The following is a 16,000-nucleotide window of genomic DNA, read 5'->3' on the forward strand; positions in this document are numbered from 1 at the left end:
GCTAGGAGAGTAAAGTTGATTCTGTGTAAAAATCTCATTTTTCACACAGAATCAACTCAATACTCTTTGGAGCTAATAGGCTAGCAGTTACGGATTCTCCACATTGTGATAAACCGCCTGAACATCCTCCAAATCCTCAAGCATATTCATAAACTTCTCAAACAACGCCACATCATCCCCGCTGATCTGGGTATACGTCTGCGGCACAAACTGAATCTCATCCACTTCAAAGTCGATCTCACCAAACGCGTCAATTAGCGCCTGCTTGGCCTTGAAGTAATCCGTGTGCGGCGCGAATACGGAGAGCTTGCCGTCTTCATTCTCGATGTCGGTAACGTCGACATCCGCTTCCATCAGCGCTTCCAGTACTGCCTCTTCATCATCGTGCTTGAACACGAGGATCGCCAGGTGATCGAAGCTGTGGCTGACGGAGCCTTCGGTGCCGATCTTGGTTTTGGTTTTGGTGAAGGCCTGACGCACGTCGCCGAAAGTGCGGTTGGGGTTGTCGGTGAGGCATTCGATGATGGCCATGCAGCCGCCGGGGCCAAAGCCTTCATAGCGGGCGCGGGCGAAGTCTTCACCGGCGCCACCCTTGGCCTTGTCGATGGCCTTTTCGATCACGTGGGTGGGGACCTGCTCTTTCTTGGCGCGCTCGATCAGGCTGCGAAGGGCCAGGTTGCCGTTGGGGTCGACGCCTCCAGACTTGGCGCTCACATAGATCTCACGACCGTAGCGGCTGTAGACCCTGGCCTTCATGTTCGAGGTCTTGGCCATTGACTCTTTGCGGTTCTGGTAGGCTCTGCCCATGGGTGTGCTCCGGTAACGCTGGGTATTGCGGTGGGGTTATTAGGATGCTTATTAAAGATGCTTGTCAGCAAAGCCGGCGATTTTACTGGGGCGCCGCGACTATTAGAAGTCACGCAGAAGTCATGGGAGAAGCCGCCGGCAAGCCGGGGAGGGCACTGGTGGTGGGCACCCGGGTTTATTTTGGCCACAATAATGATTGGGCTCGCGTTCCGTGTGCCCCGGAATCCACCTGTCGGAGAACCCTGTGCCTCAGCAGTCGAATAATTTGATGGAGCGTGTGTTTGCTCTGCAAGCCCATGGAACCACGGTGCGCGGCGAGCTGCTGGCGGGCCTGACCACCTTTGTCACCATGGCCTACGTGGTGTTTGTGACGCCGAATATGCTGGCGGGGACCGGTATGGATCACGGCGCCATTTTCGTGGCGACCTGCCTGGGGAGTGCCATCGCCTGTTTCCTGATGGGGCTCTACGCCAACTGGCCGGTGGGGCTGGCGCCGGGGATCGGGTTGACGGCGTTCTTTGCCTATTCCGTGGTCGGCGAGATGGGGTACAGCTGGCAGGTAGCACTGGGGGCGGTGTTTATTGCCGGTGTGCTGTTTGTGGTTATGAGCCTGTCGCGGGTGCGCGAGTGGATCATGAACAGTATTCCCATGTGCCTGCGCTATTCCATGGGTGCCGGGGTTGGGCTGTTCCTGGGCCTGATCGGCCTCAAGGCGGCGGGTATTGTGGTGCCCAACGAGGCGACGTTGCTGTCCCTAGGTTCCTTCCGCGAGCCGCCGGCGCTGCTGGCGGCGCTGTGCTTCCTGCTGATCGCGGTGCTCAGTTTCTGGCGTGTGTTCGGCGCCATCCTGATCAGTATCTTGATCGTCACCGGGATCGGTCTTGGCCTGGGGATCGTGCAGTACGGCGGTCTGGTATCCGCGCCGCCCAGCCTGGCCCCGACCTTTATGCAGATGGATATCCTCGGCGCGCTCGACCTGAGCATGGTGAGCGTGATTCTGGCGTTCCTGTTTATCAACATCTTCGATACCGCCGGCACCCTGATGGGGGTCGCCCATCGCGCCAACCTGATTGAGGCGGATGGCACTATCGAGAAGCTGCCGCGGGCGCTCAAGGCAGACAGTAGCTCCAGTGTGCTCGGTGCCTTTCTGGGGTGCCCGCCGGTGACCAGTTTTGTGGAGAGTGCTGCGGGTGTGGCGGCGGGTGGCCGTACCGGGCTTACCGCGGTCACCGTGGGTGTGCTGTTTGTGCTGTGTGTGTTCTTCGCGCCCCTGGCGGGCATGATCCCGGCCTACGCCACCGCGGGCGCGCTGATCTATGTGGCGATGCTGATGATGGGGGGGATGTCCCATATCGACTGGGAGGATCTGACCGACGCCATTCCGGCGGTGGTGACCATGATCATGATGCCGCTGACCTTTTCCATCGCCAACGGCATAGCCCTCGGCTTCTTGACCTATACCGCGCTCAAGCTGTTTACCGGCCAGCACCGGCAGATCTCCCCAAGCCTGTATATTCTGAGCGCTATCTTCCTGGCCAAGTTTGCGTTTCTCTGATCGTCATTGAGATCCGGAGCGGAACCGATTTTGCAGGTAGTGGGAAGACCGCATCCAATTCAGGGAGAAGATCCAGTTGAAACAGTTGCCGCCAGTCCATGCCGATATGAATGAGCGCGAGTTGTCCCGGTGGTTGCAAGACCTCGCCGGGCTCGCCGTAGAAGCCGTACACCCGGACAACCTGATGTCCGGCAACCTGCCCGCACCGGGGCGCAAGACCGTGGTGGTAGGGGCGGGCAAGGCCAGCGCGGCCATGGCCGCAGCGCTGGAAACGGCATGGCACCGACAATACCCGGAGGCGGAGATTTCCGGGTTGGTGGTTACTCGCTACGGCCACGCGGCCCACTGTGTGAATATCGAGGTGCTGGAGGCTTCCCACCCCATGCCGGACAAGCTGGGGGAAGTGGCGGCCACTCGTATGTTGGAGGCCGTTGCTGATCTCAGCGAAGAGGACCTGGTGATCGCACTGATCTCCGGCGGTGGCTCGGCACTGATGAGTCTGCCGGCACCGGGCCTGACCCTGGAACAGAAGCAAACCATCAACCGCGCACTGCTGCGCTGTGGCGCGCCGATCCGCGAGATCAACACGGTGCGCCGGCACCTGTCGGCGGTCAAAGGCGGGCGCCTTGCCGCGGCGGCCCATCCGGCGCGGGTGGCCACTTACCTGATCTCAGATGTGCCCGGGGACGATCCCACCCTGATCGCCTCCGGCCCCACCTTGCCGGATGCCTCCACACCTGCAGATGCCCTGGCAATTCTGGAGCACTACGCTATCGAGATTGCCCCGGAGGTGCGTGCGCATCTCGAATCTGCCACGGACAGCCCAAGTCCCGATGACTTTGCCTTCTCCGCGGACACCGTTTCGGTGCTGGCGAAAGCGGCAGATGCCCTGGAATCGGCCCGCGATGCGGTGCTGGCAACCGGGTTGGATGTGCGAGTGCTGGGGGACAATCTGGAAGGCGAGGCGCGGGAACTGGGTGCGGAACATGCCGCCCTGGCGCTTACCTGCAAGAGCGCATCCCGCCGGCCACTGCTGTTGCTCTCCGGTGGCGAGACCAGTGTCACGGTAACGGGCAACGGCCGCGGCGGACGCAATGTGGAGTACCTGCTGGGGCTGTTCAGCGCGCTGGAAGGTGCGCCGGGTATCCACGGCCTGGCCATCGACACCGATGGTATCGACGGCTCGGAAGACAATGCCGGTGCGTTTTTTGCCCCCGCTGACTGGGCCCGGATGCAGGCCCAGGGGCTGGATCCCCAGAGCTTTCTTGCGGGCAACGATGCCTACAGTTTTTTTGCCGAACTCGGCAATCTGATCGTTACCGGCCCTACCAGAACCAATGTAAATGATTTTCGCGCCATCCTGGTGTTTCCGGATGCGGATACCTAGGGCCGATCCTCGGGGGCTGCAGGTACACCGGGGCGATTGCTGACTAAGCTGTGTCTATAACTCCGGGGCTGGTCAAGGTTTACTTCCGTGACCGGGTAAACGCCCCGGCGCCGCCTGCGGGACCTGTTGCGGGCGGTGTACATCTGCCCGAGAGGATCTCATGGAGCCAATGCCCGAATTCCAATCCGCCCGCACCGCCAGTCCCCTGCGTCGCACCAAAATCGTCGCCACCCTCGGCCCCGCCAGTGACAAGCCCGGTGTATTGGAGCAGTTGATCAGTGCCGGTGTGGATGTGGTGCGCCTGAACTTTTCCCACGGCACCGCCGATGATCACCGCAGGCGCCTGCAGCAGGTGCGCGAGATTGCGGATCGCCTGGGCCGGACCGTGGCGGCGCTGGGCGACCTGCAGGGGCCAAAGATCCGCATTGCGCGCTTTCGCGATAGCAAGGTCATCCTGCGCGAGGGCGACCCGTTTGTTCTGGATATGGCGCTGGGCAGCAACGACGGCGATGAGAATCGGGTGGGCTGTGACTACAAGGACCTGATCCGCGATGTGGCCGCGGGCGATGTGCTTTTGCTGGACGACGGCCGGGTAATCCTGAAGGTGAAGGAGGTCGGCGAGCGGGAAGTACACACCATCGTGCTGGTGGGCGGGCCGCTGTCCAACAACAAAGGCATCAACAAGCAGGGCGGTGGCCTCTCCGCCGCGGCCCTCACCGACAAGGACAAGGCGGACCTGAAAACCGCGATCGACATCGGTGTGGATTATCTCGCCGTATCCTTCCCGCGCAGTGCCGCGGATATGCAGGAGGCGCGGGACCTGCTGGGGGAGGCTGGCAAGGACATCGGCCTGGTGGCCAAGGTGGAGCGCGCCGAAGCGGTGGCCGACGATGCGACCCTGGACGAGATCATCAGTGCCTCGGAAGCGGTGATGGTTGCCCGGGGCGACCTGGGCGTGGAGATCGGCGATGCCGCCCTGATCGGTGTGCAGAAGCGCATGATCAAGCGCGCACGCCAGCTTAACCGGGCAGTGATCACCGCCACCCAGATGCTGGAAACCATGATCACCGCGCCTCTGCCCACACGCGCAGAGGTGTTCGACGTGGCCAATGCGGTGCTCGATGGCACCGATGCGGTGATGCTGTCCGCAGAGACCGCCGCCGGGGATTTCCCGGTGGAAGCGGTAGAGGCCATGCACCGCCTGTGCCTCGGTGCCGAACGCGAGCGCTCCGCCCAGGAATCCGGCCACCGCATGCACCAGGGCTTCAGCCGCATCGACGAGACCATTTCCCTGTCTGCCATGTACGCCGCCAATCATATGGAGGGCGTAACCGCCATCGCCTGTATGACGCAGACCGGCTACACCGCCCTTATTGCCTCCCGCATTCGCTCCGGCCTGCCCATCGTCGGCCTCGCCCACGATCCCGTCGCCCAGCGGCGTATGGCCCTGTATCGCGGAGTGGTCTCGGTGTTGTTTGTACCCGGGGAAAACGAGGGCGACCGCGAGCTCAACCAGCGCGCGCTGCAGACCCTGAAGGACCGCGGAATAGTGCAGAGTGGGGACCATGTCATCCTGATCCGCGGTGATCTGATGCAGTCCCACGGCGGCACCAATACACTGAAGATCCTGCAGGTCATGGAGTGACCGGACATTCGGTCTCTATGCCCGCATGGATAGTCTCTCGGTGGCGCGGTTGCACGGCCGCCACCGAATCCGGGTAGAATGGGGGAACTACTCAGTGCGCCAGCGCGCGCTAACCTTGATAAAGAGGGCAGCTACACTGACTGCAACCGCAAAATCGTAAACTGAACACAACAACCACACCGAGCCTGTATCGCTAAGTCACAGATACGCGTTGCAGGCCGCGGGCGGCTCCGCCAGCCCGCCAGGGTCACAAGGGAAACCGAGTGGCCTCCCGCATTTGGAAAGGTGATGAAACAACACGACATACTGCAGGACGGTCACGGCCGTCGCTTCTATTACCTGCGCCTGTCCGTTACAGACGTCTGCAACTTCCGTTGCGACTACTGTCTGCCGGACGGCTACCAGGCCAGCCACCAACAGCCCGAGCTCACGGTTGCCGAGGCCTCCACCGTCATGCGCGCGTTTGCCCAGCTGGGCACCCGCAAAGTGCGCCTCAGCGGCGGCGAACCCTCATTGCGCAAAGACCTGCCAGAACTCATCCTGGCCGCCAGGCAAACCCCGGGCATCCAGCGCGTCGCTGTCACCAGCAACGGCTACAAACTGCCGAGCGTCATCGACAGCTGGCAACAAAACGGCCTCGACCAGCTCAACATCAGCATCGACAGTCTCGACCCTGCGGAATTCGCCCGCGTCACCGGTCACGACTGCCTGCCGAAAATCCTCACCGGTATCGATCGCGCTTTGGAGCTCGGAATCCAGACCAAGGTCAACGCCGTCCTGCTCAGCGACGGCGCCCACGCACGTCTGCAACAGTTCCTCGGCTGGCTCAAAACCACCCCGGTTACCCTGCGCTTTATCGAACTCATGCAGACCGGCGACAACCGCGACTACTTCGCCAGCAATCACCTGCGCGGCTCGGAAATCGAGCAGCAGCTGATCGAAGACGGCTGGCAACTACTACCGCGTCCGCTAGACGCCGGGCCCGCCCGCGAATACGTCCACCCCGACTATGCCGGCCGCATCGGATTGATCACCCCATATAGCAAAGACTTCTGCAGCAGCTGCAACCGCCTGCGCGTCTCTGCCCAGGGCAAACTGCACCTGTGCCTGTTTTCCGATGCCGGCCTCGACCTGCGGGAAACGATCAGCACCGGGGATGCCAGTGCACTGGCAGAAAAAGTCAGAGCCCTGATCGGCAACAAAGAAGTCAGCCACTATTTGCCGCAGGGGAATACGGGAGGAACCCAAAACCTCTCGATCATTGGCGGCTGAACAATGCGCGCGAATACCTACCGGCTAACGAAGTAAAAGAATTTAAATTGAAGCAGGAGTGACAGGGGGCAGGTTTTCAGGATCGTCGGCAACAGGGATGTTGCCGACGAAGCGTACAGGGATGTATTCACAGCGGTCCTGAAAACCTGCCCCCTGGCGCACCGGCGCCACAGTACCCAGAACAGAGCACCCAAATAAAGGAAGCTACGGAGCACAAAACCATGGGACACGAACTCCAAAATCCCAACCAAAAACTGAATATCGCTGTTCTGACAGTCTCTGACACCAGAACCGAAGAAAACGACACTTCCGGTAAATACCTCGTCGAAGCCCTGCAGGCAGACGGCCACAACCTCGCCGACAAAGCCATCGTCATCGACGACAAATACCTGCTGCGCGCCAAAGTCTCCGAGTGGATCGCCGACCCCGAAATCCAGGTCATCCTCACCACCGGCGGCACCGGCTTCGCCGGGCGGGACTCCACCCCCGAAGCCCTCGCCCCCCTGTTCGACAAACATATCGACGGCTTCGGCGAAATCTTCAGGGCCGTCAGCTACGAAGAAATCGGCTCCTCCACCATCCAGTCCCGCGCCCTCGCCGGACTCGCCAACCGCACACTAATTGCCTGCCTGCCCGGCTCCACCGGTGCGTGTAAAACCGGCTGGAGCAAACTGCTGCAGGAACAGCTCACCGCCAGCCACATGCCGTGCAACTTTGTCGGCTACCTGACCAAATAATTTGCTTGAGGCTGCTAACCCGATGACCCTCACACACCTCAACCAGCAGGGCGAAGCCAGCATGGTCGATGTCACCGACAAAGACATCACCGACCGCTCCGCCCGTGCCCAGTCCGCCGTCGCCATGTCTGCGGAAGCCTTTGCGCAACTGCAGGCAGGCAACAACAAGAAAGGCGATGTACTGGCCACCGCACGTATTGCCGGCATCCAGGCTGCGAAGAAAACATCGGACCTGATTCCCCTGTGTCACCCCCTGGCGCTGACAAAAGTGCAGGTGGATTTCGCACTGGATGAAGCCAGCAACACCGTGCATATCACCAGCTACTGTCGTCTCGCCGGGCGCACCGGTGTGGAAATGGAAGCGCTCACCGCCGCCAGCGTGGCCGCGCTCACCATCTATGACATGTGCAAAGCCGTCGACCCGGCCATGGTGATCGGGCCCACCCAGTTGCAGGAAAAGACCGGCGGCAAACGCGGGCACTGGACCCCGGAAAAATCGGAGTCCGCATCGTGATCAAGGTATTGTTCTTTGCCAGCCTGCGGGAGCAGCTCGGTTGTGATGCCATCGAAGTACCCGCCGATGAGCTCGGCAGTGTGGCCGACCTGCGCAGCACCCTGGCGGGAAAGGGCGAAGCCTGGCAGACGGCGCTCTCCAACGAACAGTTACAGGTGGCTGTCAATCAGGAGCTCTCCAATATGCAGGCGGCGATCAGTGATGGTGATGAAATCGCCTTCTTCCCGCCGGTGACCGGAGGCTGATATGGCTGTGGATATCTCCATCTCGGTGCAGTCGGAAGGTTTCGATCCGGGGGCTGAATACAATCGGCTGCGCAGCGAAAACTATTCAGATGGTGCCACCGCCATGTTCGTAGGCAACGTGCGCGATTTTTATGTGCCTGATGTGAATGATGAAAATATAGGCAAGGCGAATAAAAAAAGTACCAGCGTGCTGGAGCTTGAACATTATCCCGGTATGGCGGAGTCCGCACTGACCGAGATCGCCCGCGAGGCCGCAGAGCGCTGGCCACTGGGGCGGGTGCGGGTGATCCACCGCTACGGTCCACTGGCGGCGGGGGATGAAATTGTTTTTGTCGGCACCACCTCTGCCCACCGGCAGGCATCGCTGGATGCCTGTGCCTTTATTATGGATTTCCTGAAGAGTCGGGCCCCTTTTTGGAAGAAAGAAGTGGGGGTGGGGGATGATGGTAAAATCCAGAGTACCTGGGTAGAAGCACGCAGCAGCGATGAGAAGGCACTGAAAAAATGGTGAGTGGTCACTCGTCTAAAAACATCGGCCAGCTGAAAAAAATACAACTGCCTAAAAATAGCTGATTGTGTAAAAACAGTAATCGCTTGCTGACAAATAGTAAGTGCTTGCTGTCGCTACAGCGCAGTCTTTATGTGACCTGTCGCATTAAATTTGTACAAAGTTTGATGCGTTTCTCCGAATAATCCTGTCTTTGTGATTTTCATCGCACTTTACCTCGGTGCGGTAGCCGTGATACCTGTCACACTATCTAGATATATACGCTTGTCCTTTGAATTTTAAGAAAAAATTCTTATCCAACTCTCTGCGCTAGTTTTGAAGCGCCTCACATATCACAATAGCGTCCTTGCCATACAATCCCTTGGCGAGTCACTCCTGTGTCCATTGCAGTAGCGACCAATAAAAACAGGGGCGGGGTTTGAGGTATTAGGGATATGTGCAGAATTCTCATCACTCTGACAACAGCGGTGCTGCTGTCACTATCCGTTCTGGCGAATGCCCAGAATGTGAGTCGCGAAGAAATCCGCGGTCTCGATGAACAGATTCAGGACGTCAAGAAAGACGTAATCAGCCTGACTTCCGAGCTGAACCGGCTGGAAGAAAAACTCCTGTTCCCGTCCAATACCCAGGCTGCTTTCTTTATCTCCCTGGCCGGTAGTGCCAGTGGCGAAGAGTTCAGCCTCGAGTCTGTCGAGGTCAAGCTCGGCAACCAGGTGGTTGCTCACCACCTTTATACCTATCGCGAAATCGAAGCCCTGCAGCAGGGCGGTGTACAGCGTATCCACACCGCCAATGTACAGACCGGCGCACATCCGCTGGTGGTCAGTTACCACGGCAAATCCAAGTCTGGCAAAGAGTACAGCGGTACTGCCAGCTTCAGCGTGGAAAAGGCGGTAGGGCCCAAGTTTGTTGAAATCCAGATCGCCGGAACCCAGTCAGCCATCAATTTCAAGGACTGGTAAGCATGTTTCCCCGTCTGGCCTGCGCAATTGCCGGCGTTACGCTGTCGGCACTGACCTCGCTGCACAGTATTCCTGTGCAGGCCAAAGCGCCCGTGGATCCGGGCGCGCTGCATACCGATGAGCTCAAAGACCTGTTCTTTGGTGAGGCATTGTTCAATGCCTACCAGGACAACTACGTCGATGCCATCTCTGCCCTGGATACCGAAATCAAACAGCACCGCCTGCTGGATGATCCGGAACTGGATCCGTTCAGTGTGCACTTCGGCCAGGCAGAATTCGCCGTGGGCGACCTCGAGCTGTCTTACCGCATGCACCAGGAAGCGGGGCGGGCCATGGAGCAGGTGCTCCAGGGCAACGTTGCACAGCCGATCAAGAACGAGGCCGCGTATCGCCTGGCAAAAATCCATTACCAGAAGCAGCAGTTCGCCAACGCTTTGCATGCGCTTGAGCTGATTCAGGGGCGGGTGCCGGAACGTGTGCGTGCCGATGAGCAGTTCCTGCGTGCGCGGGTGTATATGCAGCTGGGCCGTTTTAGTGAGGCGGTAGAGCTGCTCGAAGACCTGAAGGGCGAAAAATCCCTGCAGGGCTTTGTCGAATACAACCTGGGTATCGCACTGCTGAAAGCCGGTGAAACGGAAAAAGGCGTGGTGGTACTGGATGGCCTGGGGCGTAGCGCGGGTAGCGGTTCAGCCAAACAGGCGCTGCAGGACAAAACCAACCTGCTGCTGGGCAACCAGCTGATGAAGGAAGAGCAGTACGACCGCGCGCGTCAGTATTTTGACCGCGTACAGCTCTCCGGACCATTTTCCGATCAGGCCCTGCTGGGTGCTGGCTGGGTAGAGGCCAATGCGGGCCGCTACGATCGCGCACTGGTGCCGTGGCAGATGCTGAAGCAGCGTCGCGCTACCGATGCCGCGGTGCACGAGGCCATGCTGGCAGTGCCCTATGCCTACGGCAAGCTGGATGTACACAGCACCGCGGCGGTGAATTACGGCCAGGCACTGGATGCCTTCGGCACGCAGGTAGACGTGCTCTCCCAGTCCATCAACAGTATCCGCGAAGGCAAGCTGCTGGAAGCGCTGCGCCGTAAAGAGGCCAGCCAGGTGAAAAACTGGGTGGTGGAACTGCGCAAACTGCCCGGCGCGCCGGAAACCCATTACTTGCTGGACCTGATGGCGTCGAATGACTATCAAGAGTTCCTGCGCAACTATCAAGACCTGAACAACCTGTTCGAGCGCAACCGCGACTGGCTGCAGAGCCTGGACGCGTTCGAGGAAATCATCGCCCTGCGCCGCAGCTATTACGAGCCAATCCTGCCGGGCCTGGATGTGACCTTCCGCCAGATCGACGCACGTATCAAGATGCGTCTGGAGCAGCGTCAGCGCCTCGCCGCACGTATCGATAACCTGCTGGTCAACCGCCGTCCGGAGCTGCTGGCGAAGAGCGACGAGACCGAGGCGCGCCTGATTCTCGAGCAGATGCGCGAAATCCTCGCTTACAATCCCAACCTCAGCAGTGAGGAAACCCGGGACCGTATCGCCCGTCTCGAAGGGGTGCTGAAATTCCGCCTGTCCCGCGAGTTTGATGACCGCCTTACCAAAGCCTACAAGAATCTGCAGGAGCTGGATGGCGTGATCGCCACCCTGCAGGAAACCTACCAGCGCTATGTGCGCACCCGTCAGGCGGCAACCCACAGTTACGAGGGTTACACCGATCAGATCGCCTCCCTGCGCGGCGGCCTCAATCGCGCCCAGGATCGTATCGATCAGCTGATGGCCCGTCAGGGCAGCATGCTCGAGCAGCTCGCCATTAACGAACTCGACCAGCGCCGCGCGCAGCTGGAGAGCTACCAGATCAAGGCCCGCTTTGCCCTCGCCGACAGTTATGACCGCGCCAACGAGCTGCAGGAGCAGCGCGAGGACGAGCGCAAGGTCGAGCAGTACCGCGAGCAGGTAGAGCAGATGCAGCAGTCGGCGCCGGTGGCAAACCCCGATGGCGAGCCTCTGCCCACAGATAATCCGCCGGAACTGGAGGCGCCCGCACAAAAAGGGGCCGAAGGGGTGGAGACTGCAGACGATGAATAACCGCAAAATGGATAAACGACTGCTCAGCCTGAATATCAATCGGGTTGCCATGGTGTCCGCCGCATCGGCGGCACTGTTGTTAAGTGCCTGTGCCAGCAACAGTGGCAAGACCATTGGCAGCCTGCAGAAAGTGGATATCGAAATTCAGGAAACCCGCATCGACGGGAGCCTGGAAAAGGCGTTGGCCAGCTACCAGAAATACCTGCAGGAAACCCCGGAAACCGCACTGACTCCGGAAGCCATCCGCCGTATTGCGGACCTCAAGATCAAGCAGGCACATCGGGCCGAGGAGGGCGCTTATCGCTCTTCAACCGAAACCCGGATTCTCTCCGAAGAAGAGGTAGCTTCTGCCGTTGGGGCGGCCAGTGCACGCAAGACCACCGGCAATCGCGCCGACCTGGATGCGCCGGAAGCCGCGGCGGTTGCCGCAACAGCACCGGCAACCGAGGCCGCACTGGACAGCGTTGCCCGCACCGGCGACGAGAGCCTGTCGGACTTCGAGGCCCGCGCCACTGCGTCCGTGGCCATCGAGGGTGCGGAAGTCAGCGGCAGTCTGCCGGGCGATGACCCGGATGCACTGCTTGCGGCCAATGCCCGCGAAGCCATCGCGCTGTATAAAAAGCTGCTGGTGCAGTATCCGCAGTACGAGCGCAACGATCAGGTAATGTACCAGCTGTCCCGCGCCTACGAGGAAACCGGCCAGATAGACGAGGCGGTTAATGTACTGCGTCAGCTGGTGGCCAAGTACCCGGCCTCGCGCCATCTGGATGAATCCTTTTTCCGTCTCGGTGAGTACTACTTCACCCGCAAAAAATTCCTCGATGCCGAAGAGTCCTACGGACGCGTCATCGACATGGGTGAGACTTCCAGTTTCTTCGAGTTGGCGCTGTACAAGCGCGGCTGGGCCCTGTTCAAGCAGGACATGTACGAGATGGCGCTGGACGACTTCGTACACATGCTCGACTACAAGGTGGAGCAGGGCTACGACTTCGAACAGCAGACCAACGAGACCGAACGCAAACATATCGAAGATACCTTCCGCGTTATCAGCCTGAGCTTTTCCTATCTCGGCGGGGCGGAATCCATCGTCGATTATTTCACCCGCAAGGGTGCGCGGGACTACGAGTCTTACGTCTACAGTCACCTGGGTGAGTACTACCTCGACAAGCGTCGCTATCAGGACGCCGCTAAGGCCTACAACACCTTTGTAGAGCGCAACCCGCTGCACCGGGTATCTCCGGACTTCTCGATTCGCGTAATCGAGATTTACCAGAAGGGCGGTTTCCCCCGTCTGGTGCTGGAAGCGAAGAAAGACTTTGCCAATACCTACGCCCTGGAGGCGAAGTACTGGACCGTATTCGATATTCAGGATTACGCCACCGTGGTGGAGTTCCTGCAGACCAACCTGATCGACCTGGCGAGCCACTATCACGCGGCTTACCAGAACGTGAAGCCCAAGGATAAAGAGTTCGCCAAGAAGCGGAGCGAGAACTACGCGGAAGCCATTCACTGGTACCGCCGTTACCTGAAATCCTTCGCCGATCAGCCGAAAGCGCCGGAGATCAACTATCAGCTCGCCGGCCTGATGCTGGAAAACAAGGATTTCCTCAATGCCGCCCAGGAATACGAGCGCACCGCGTATCAGTACGCCGCGCACAAAGAGGCCAGCGAAGCCGGTTACGCGGCAGTATTCGCCTATCGCGAACACCTGAAGAACGATCTCGCCAAAGGCAGCACCGCGCAGAAGACCGCAATCCAGAAAGAGATCATTCGCTCTTCCCTGACCTTTGCGGAAACCTTCCCCGAGCACGCCAAGGCCCCGCAGATCCTGCTGGGCGCGGTGGACGATCTGTACAAGCTGAAGAGCTTTGCCGAAACCATCCAGAATGGTCGTCTGTTGCTGGAGAAATTCCCCGCAGCAGAACACGAAATTCGCCGCTCCGCCTGGTTGCTGGTGGCCCACGCCTCGTTTGATACCGAGGCCTATGTGGATGCCGAAGCCGGCTACCGCGAAGCGCTTGGCATGACCGCTGCGGACGCCAAGGACCGCGCCGACCTGATCGACAACCTCGCCGGTGCCATCTACCAGCAGGGCGACGTGGCGCGTCGTGCGGAAGATCACCTGGCCGCGGCCGAACACTTCCTGCGCATCCGCAACGCAGCGCCCGGGGCGAGCATCCTCGCTACCGCCGAATACGATGCGGCAGCTTCACTTATTCAGCTGGAAAACTGGGCCCGCGCGGCGAATGTGCTCAAGGCCTTCCGCGCAAACCATCCCGAGCACGAGCTGCAGAAAGAAGTCACCAAGAAACTCGCCGTGGTTTACCAGGAGAGCGGACAGCTACTGCTGGCCGGTGCCGAGTTTGAGCGCATCGAGCGCGAGTCCGACGACGAAGACGTGCGCCGCGAAGCGCTCACCCAGGCTGCCGATCTTTACGGCGCTGCGAAGAGCTACGACAAGGCACTCACCGTCCTCAACCGGTACGTCAAACTGTTCCCGAGCCCCATGGAGCCGGCGCTGGAGACGCGGCAGCGAATTGCCGACATCTATAACAACAGCGGCAACCGCGCGGCTTACTTCAGAACGCTTGAGGAAATGGTGCGCATCGAAGCCCGCGGCGGCGACGAGCGTAATGACCGCACCCGCTACCTCGCCGGTAGTGCCGCTCTGCAGTTGGCGGAGCCCAAATACGAGGCGTTCCGGGAAATCGCACTGGTTGCGCCGCTGGAGCAGAACCTCAATGCCAAGCGCACCCGCATGAAAGCCGCGGTCAACGCCTTCAGTGACCTGATCGATTACCAGGTCGCCGACGTCACTGCCGCTGCAACTTTCTATCTGGGTGAAATCTACCTGCATTTCAGTCGTGCACTGAAAGACTCCGAGCGTCCGACCAACCTGAGCGCTATGGAGCTCGAAGAGTACGAACTGGCACTGGAAGAACAGATTTATCCGTTTGAAGAGCGTGCCATCTCCGTTCACGAGAAAAACATCGACCTGATGGCGGCCGGTATCTACAACCGCTGGGTAGGCAAAAGTATCGGTCAGCTGGCCGGTTTGGTGCCCGCCCGCTATGACCGTCCGGAAGATGCGGGCAATGTGGTCATGACCATTGTTCCCGTACCGGAAGCGCCGGAAGAAGTCGCCGAAGCGCCGTCTGAAGAGGTTCCCGCAGAATCCCCGCCGGAGGCTCAGGAAGAGGTTCTCGAGCAAGACTCTCTTGAGGAGGAAACCGTGGCAGAGCCCGAATCGGCCGAGCCCGCTGTGATCGCCGAAATGGAAACCGAGGAGGATAAAGGATGATGAATTACAAACGCCTCCTCACCGCTTTGGCCTGTGTTGCAGTGCTGTTGCTGAGCGCCTGTGCCAGCGGCCCGAAAACCTCCAATCGCCCGGTCGACCCGATGAACGTGAAGGTCGCGGGCGGGGTCAACCGGGATTTCCTGCAGGCTGTGGAATATATCCAGGGCGAGCGCTACCCGGAAGCCATTGAACTCTTGCAGGACGTGGTCACCCGCGAGCAGCGTTTGTCAGCGCCTTACGTGAATCTGGGCATTGCCTATTTCCGTACCGGTGATGAAAAGCACGCAGAAGAATCCTTCCTTGAAGCCCTGCGCGCAGCGCCATTGGACCCGGTTGCCAGCAACGAGCTGGCGGTGCTCTATCGACACCAGGGACGCTTTGATGAGGCTCGCAAAACCTATACCGAATCACTCGCACTGCATCCGGAATATCTGCCGCTGATTAAAAACCTCGGCATTCTGTGTGACCTATATCTTCAGGATGTGAATTGTGCACTCGCACAATTCGAGCAGTACCTGAAATATCAACCTGAAGATCCCAAAGTCTCCATCTGGGTCGCAGACCTGAAACGGCGGGCCAACTGATGACTGGAAAAATAATCGTAAAATCCATCGGCTCTCTCCTGCTGCTTTTCTCCCTGGGGTTGCCCCAGGCATTCGCCCAGGATGAAGAAAAGGAAACCGGTAAAAAAGTCGATAACGAAGTGAAGTCACTTTCCGGTATTTCCATTATCGGTAACAAGGAAGCGCCAAAATCGCTGTATATTGTGCCGTGGAAAAGCTCCGAAGTGGGTGTGGAAAGCGGCCTGAACTCCAGCCTGCTGGACCCGAGCCTGCAGCCGCTGGATAAGGAAGTGTTTGAAAGAGAGCTGGAGTTCTACGAACTCAGTCTCACGGATGAGTAAGCCAAGTGGCTTACGAAGTTTAGAAGCGTAAATTGAAGGCGGCTTGCCGCCATCGAGCTCCAGACAGAGCTCAAATGAA

General features: G+C 59.4%; 14 protein-coding genes and 1 riboswitch. Of the genes, 13 read left to right on the forward strand and 1 reads right to left on the reverse strand.

Annotation, left to right across the window (positions count from 1 at the left end; translation table 11 throughout):
* Positions 1-87 precede the first annotated feature (87 nt).
* The gene (locus ACONT6_RS02880) at positions 88-807 is read right to left on the reverse strand and encodes a YebC/PmpR family DNA-binding transcriptional regulator (protein ID WP_428820330.1); all 720 of its coding nucleotides are present in this window, start codon (positions 805-807) and stop codon (positions 88-90) included.
* 244 nt (positions 808-1,051) lie between these two features.
* Here ACONT6_RS02880 and ACONT6_RS02885 point away from each other — a divergent pair, with 244 nt between their 5' ends.
* From ACONT6_RS02885 to ACONT6_RS02945, 13 genes are all read left to right on the forward strand, one after another.
* Positions 1,052-2,362 carry an NCS2 family permease gene (locus tag ACONT6_RS02885; protein WP_181254100.1) on the forward strand — a complete coding sequence of 437 codons (1,311 nt, stop codon included), beginning with the start codon at positions 1,052-1,054 and terminating at the stop codon, positions 2,360-2,362.
* A gap of 76 nt (positions 2,363-2,438) precedes the next feature.
* Positions 2,439-3,749 carry a glycerate kinase type-2 family protein gene (locus tag ACONT6_RS02890; RefSeq protein WP_428820331.1) on the forward strand — a complete coding sequence of 437 codons (1,311 nt, stop codon included), beginning with the start codon at positions 2,439-2,441 and terminating at the stop codon, positions 3,747-3,749.
* Positions 3,750-3,918: 169 nt separating this feature from the next.
* Positions 3,919-5,394: a pyruvate kinase gene (gene pyk, locus ACONT6_RS02895; RefSeq protein WP_428820332.1), complete on the forward strand. Its 1,476-nt coding sequence runs from the start codon at positions 3,919-3,921 to the stop codon at positions 5,392-5,394.
* Positions 5,395-5,559: 165 nt separating this feature from the next.
* Positions 5,560-5,699: riboswitch (molybdenum cofactor riboswitch) on the forward strand.
* The gene (gene moaA / locus ACONT6_RS02900; protein ID WP_428820333.1) at positions 5,683-6,666 is read left to right on the forward strand and encodes a GTP 3',8-cyclase MoaA; all 984 of its coding nucleotides are present in this window, start codon (positions 5,683-5,685) and stop codon (positions 6,664-6,666) included. (Overlaps the previous riboswitch by 17 nt.)
* A gap of 221 nt (positions 6,667-6,887) precedes the next feature.
* On the forward strand, positions 6,888-7,403 hold the full coding sequence (gene moaB / locus ACONT6_RS02905) for a molybdenum cofactor biosynthesis protein B (RefSeq protein ID WP_428820334.1): 516 nt from the start codon (positions 6,888-6,890) through the stop codon (positions 7,401-7,403).
* A 22-nt stretch (positions 7,404-7,425) separates the two neighbouring features.
* Entirely contained in the window at positions 7,426-7,917 is a 492-nt protein-coding gene (gene moaC / locus ACONT6_RS02910; RefSeq protein ID WP_428820335.1) for a cyclic pyranopterin monophosphate synthase MoaC, read from the forward strand.
* On the forward strand, positions 7,914-8,162 hold the full coding sequence (gene moaD / locus ACONT6_RS02915) for a molybdopterin synthase sulfur carrier subunit (RefSeq protein ID WP_428820336.1): 249 nt from the start codon (positions 7,914-7,916) through the stop codon (positions 8,160-8,162). Before moaC ends, moaD begins: the two co-directional genes overlap by 4 nt.
* A 1-nt stretch (position 8,163) precedes the next feature.
* Complete coding sequence (locus tag ACONT6_RS02920; RefSeq protein WP_428820337.1) at positions 8,164-8,673, forward strand: molybdenum cofactor biosynthesis protein MoaE; 510 nt, start codon at positions 8,164-8,166, stop codon at positions 8,671-8,673.
* 431 nt (positions 8,674-9,104) lie between these two features.
* A complete protein-coding gene (locus ACONT6_RS02925; RefSeq protein ID WP_428820338.1) occupies positions 9,105-9,632 on the forward strand; it encodes a hypothetical protein in 528 nt (175 codons plus the stop codon).
* Between the two features lie 2 nt (positions 9,633-9,634).
* On the forward strand, positions 9,635-11,716 hold the full coding sequence (locus tag ACONT6_RS02930; protein WP_428820339.1) for a tetratricopeptide repeat protein: 2,082 nt from the start codon (positions 9,635-9,637) through the stop codon (positions 11,714-11,716).
* A complete protein-coding gene (locus ACONT6_RS02935) occupies positions 11,709-15,017 on the forward strand; it encodes a tetratricopeptide repeat protein (RefSeq protein ID WP_428820340.1) in 3,309 nt (1,102 codons plus the stop codon). The genes ACONT6_RS02930 and ACONT6_RS02935 overlap by 8 nt, the downstream gene beginning before the upstream one ends.
* On the forward strand, positions 15,014-15,601 hold the full coding sequence (locus ACONT6_RS02940) for a tetratricopeptide repeat protein (RefSeq protein WP_428820341.1): 588 nt from the start codon (positions 15,014-15,016) through the stop codon (positions 15,599-15,601). The genes ACONT6_RS02935 and ACONT6_RS02940 overlap by 4 nt, the downstream gene beginning before the upstream one ends.
* On the forward strand, positions 15,601-15,921 hold the full coding sequence (locus tag ACONT6_RS02945) for a hypothetical protein (protein WP_428820342.1): 321 nt from the start codon (positions 15,601-15,603) through the stop codon (positions 15,919-15,921). Before ACONT6_RS02940 ends, ACONT6_RS02945 begins: the two co-directional genes overlap by 1 nt.
* Positions 15,922-16,000 lie beyond the last annotated feature (79 nt).

This window comes from Microbulbifer sp. MCCC 1A16149, from assembly GCF_050368945.1.
Lineage (GTDB): Bacteria > Pseudomonadota > Gammaproteobacteria > Pseudomonadales > Cellvibrionaceae > Microbulbifer.

What these genes read in the sequence shown, in the direction of transcription:
- moaB (WP_428820334.1), top strand. Translation starts at nt 6,888, where the DNA reads ATGGGACACGAACTCCAAAATCCCAACCAAAAACTGAATATCGCTGTT.
- ACONT6_RS02935 (WP_428820340.1), top strand. Translation starts at nt 11,709, where the DNA reads ATGAATAACCGCAAAATGGATAAACGACTGCTCAGCCTGAATATCAAT.
- ACONT6_RS02940 (WP_428820341.1), top strand. Translation starts at nt 15,014, where the DNA reads ATGATGAATTACAAACGCCTCCTCACCGCTTTGGCCTGTGTTGCAGTG.
- ACONT6_RS02880 (WP_428820330.1), bottom strand. Translation starts at nt 807, where the DNA reads ATGGGCAGAGCCTACCAGAACCGCAAAGAGTCAATGGCCAAGACCTCG.
- moaA (WP_428820333.1), top strand. Translation starts at nt 5,683, where the DNA reads ATGAAACAACACGACATACTGCAGGACGGTCACGGCCGTCGCTTCTAT.
- pyk (WP_428820332.1), top strand. Translation starts at nt 3,919, where the DNA reads ATGCCCGAATTCCAATCCGCCCGCACCGCCAGTCCCCTGCGTCGCACC.
- ACONT6_RS02930 (WP_428820339.1), top strand. Translation starts at nt 9,635, where the DNA reads ATGTTTCCCCGTCTGGCCTGCGCAATTGCCGGCGTTACGCTGTCGGCA.
- ACONT6_RS02945 (WP_428820342.1), top strand. Translation starts at nt 15,601, where the DNA reads ATGACTGGAAAAATAATCGTAAAATCCATCGGCTCTCTCCTGCTGCTT.
- moaC (WP_428820335.1), top strand. Translation starts at nt 7,426, where the DNA reads ATGACCCTCACACACCTCAACCAGCAGGGCGAAGCCAGCATGGTCGAT.
- ACONT6_RS02925 (WP_428820338.1), top strand. Translation starts at nt 9,105, where the DNA reads ATGTGCAGAATTCTCATCACTCTGACAACAGCGGTGCTGCTGTCACTA.
- ACONT6_RS02920 (WP_428820337.1), top strand. Translation starts at nt 8,164, where the DNA reads ATGGCTGTGGATATCTCCATCTCGGTGCAGTCGGAAGGTTTCGATCCG.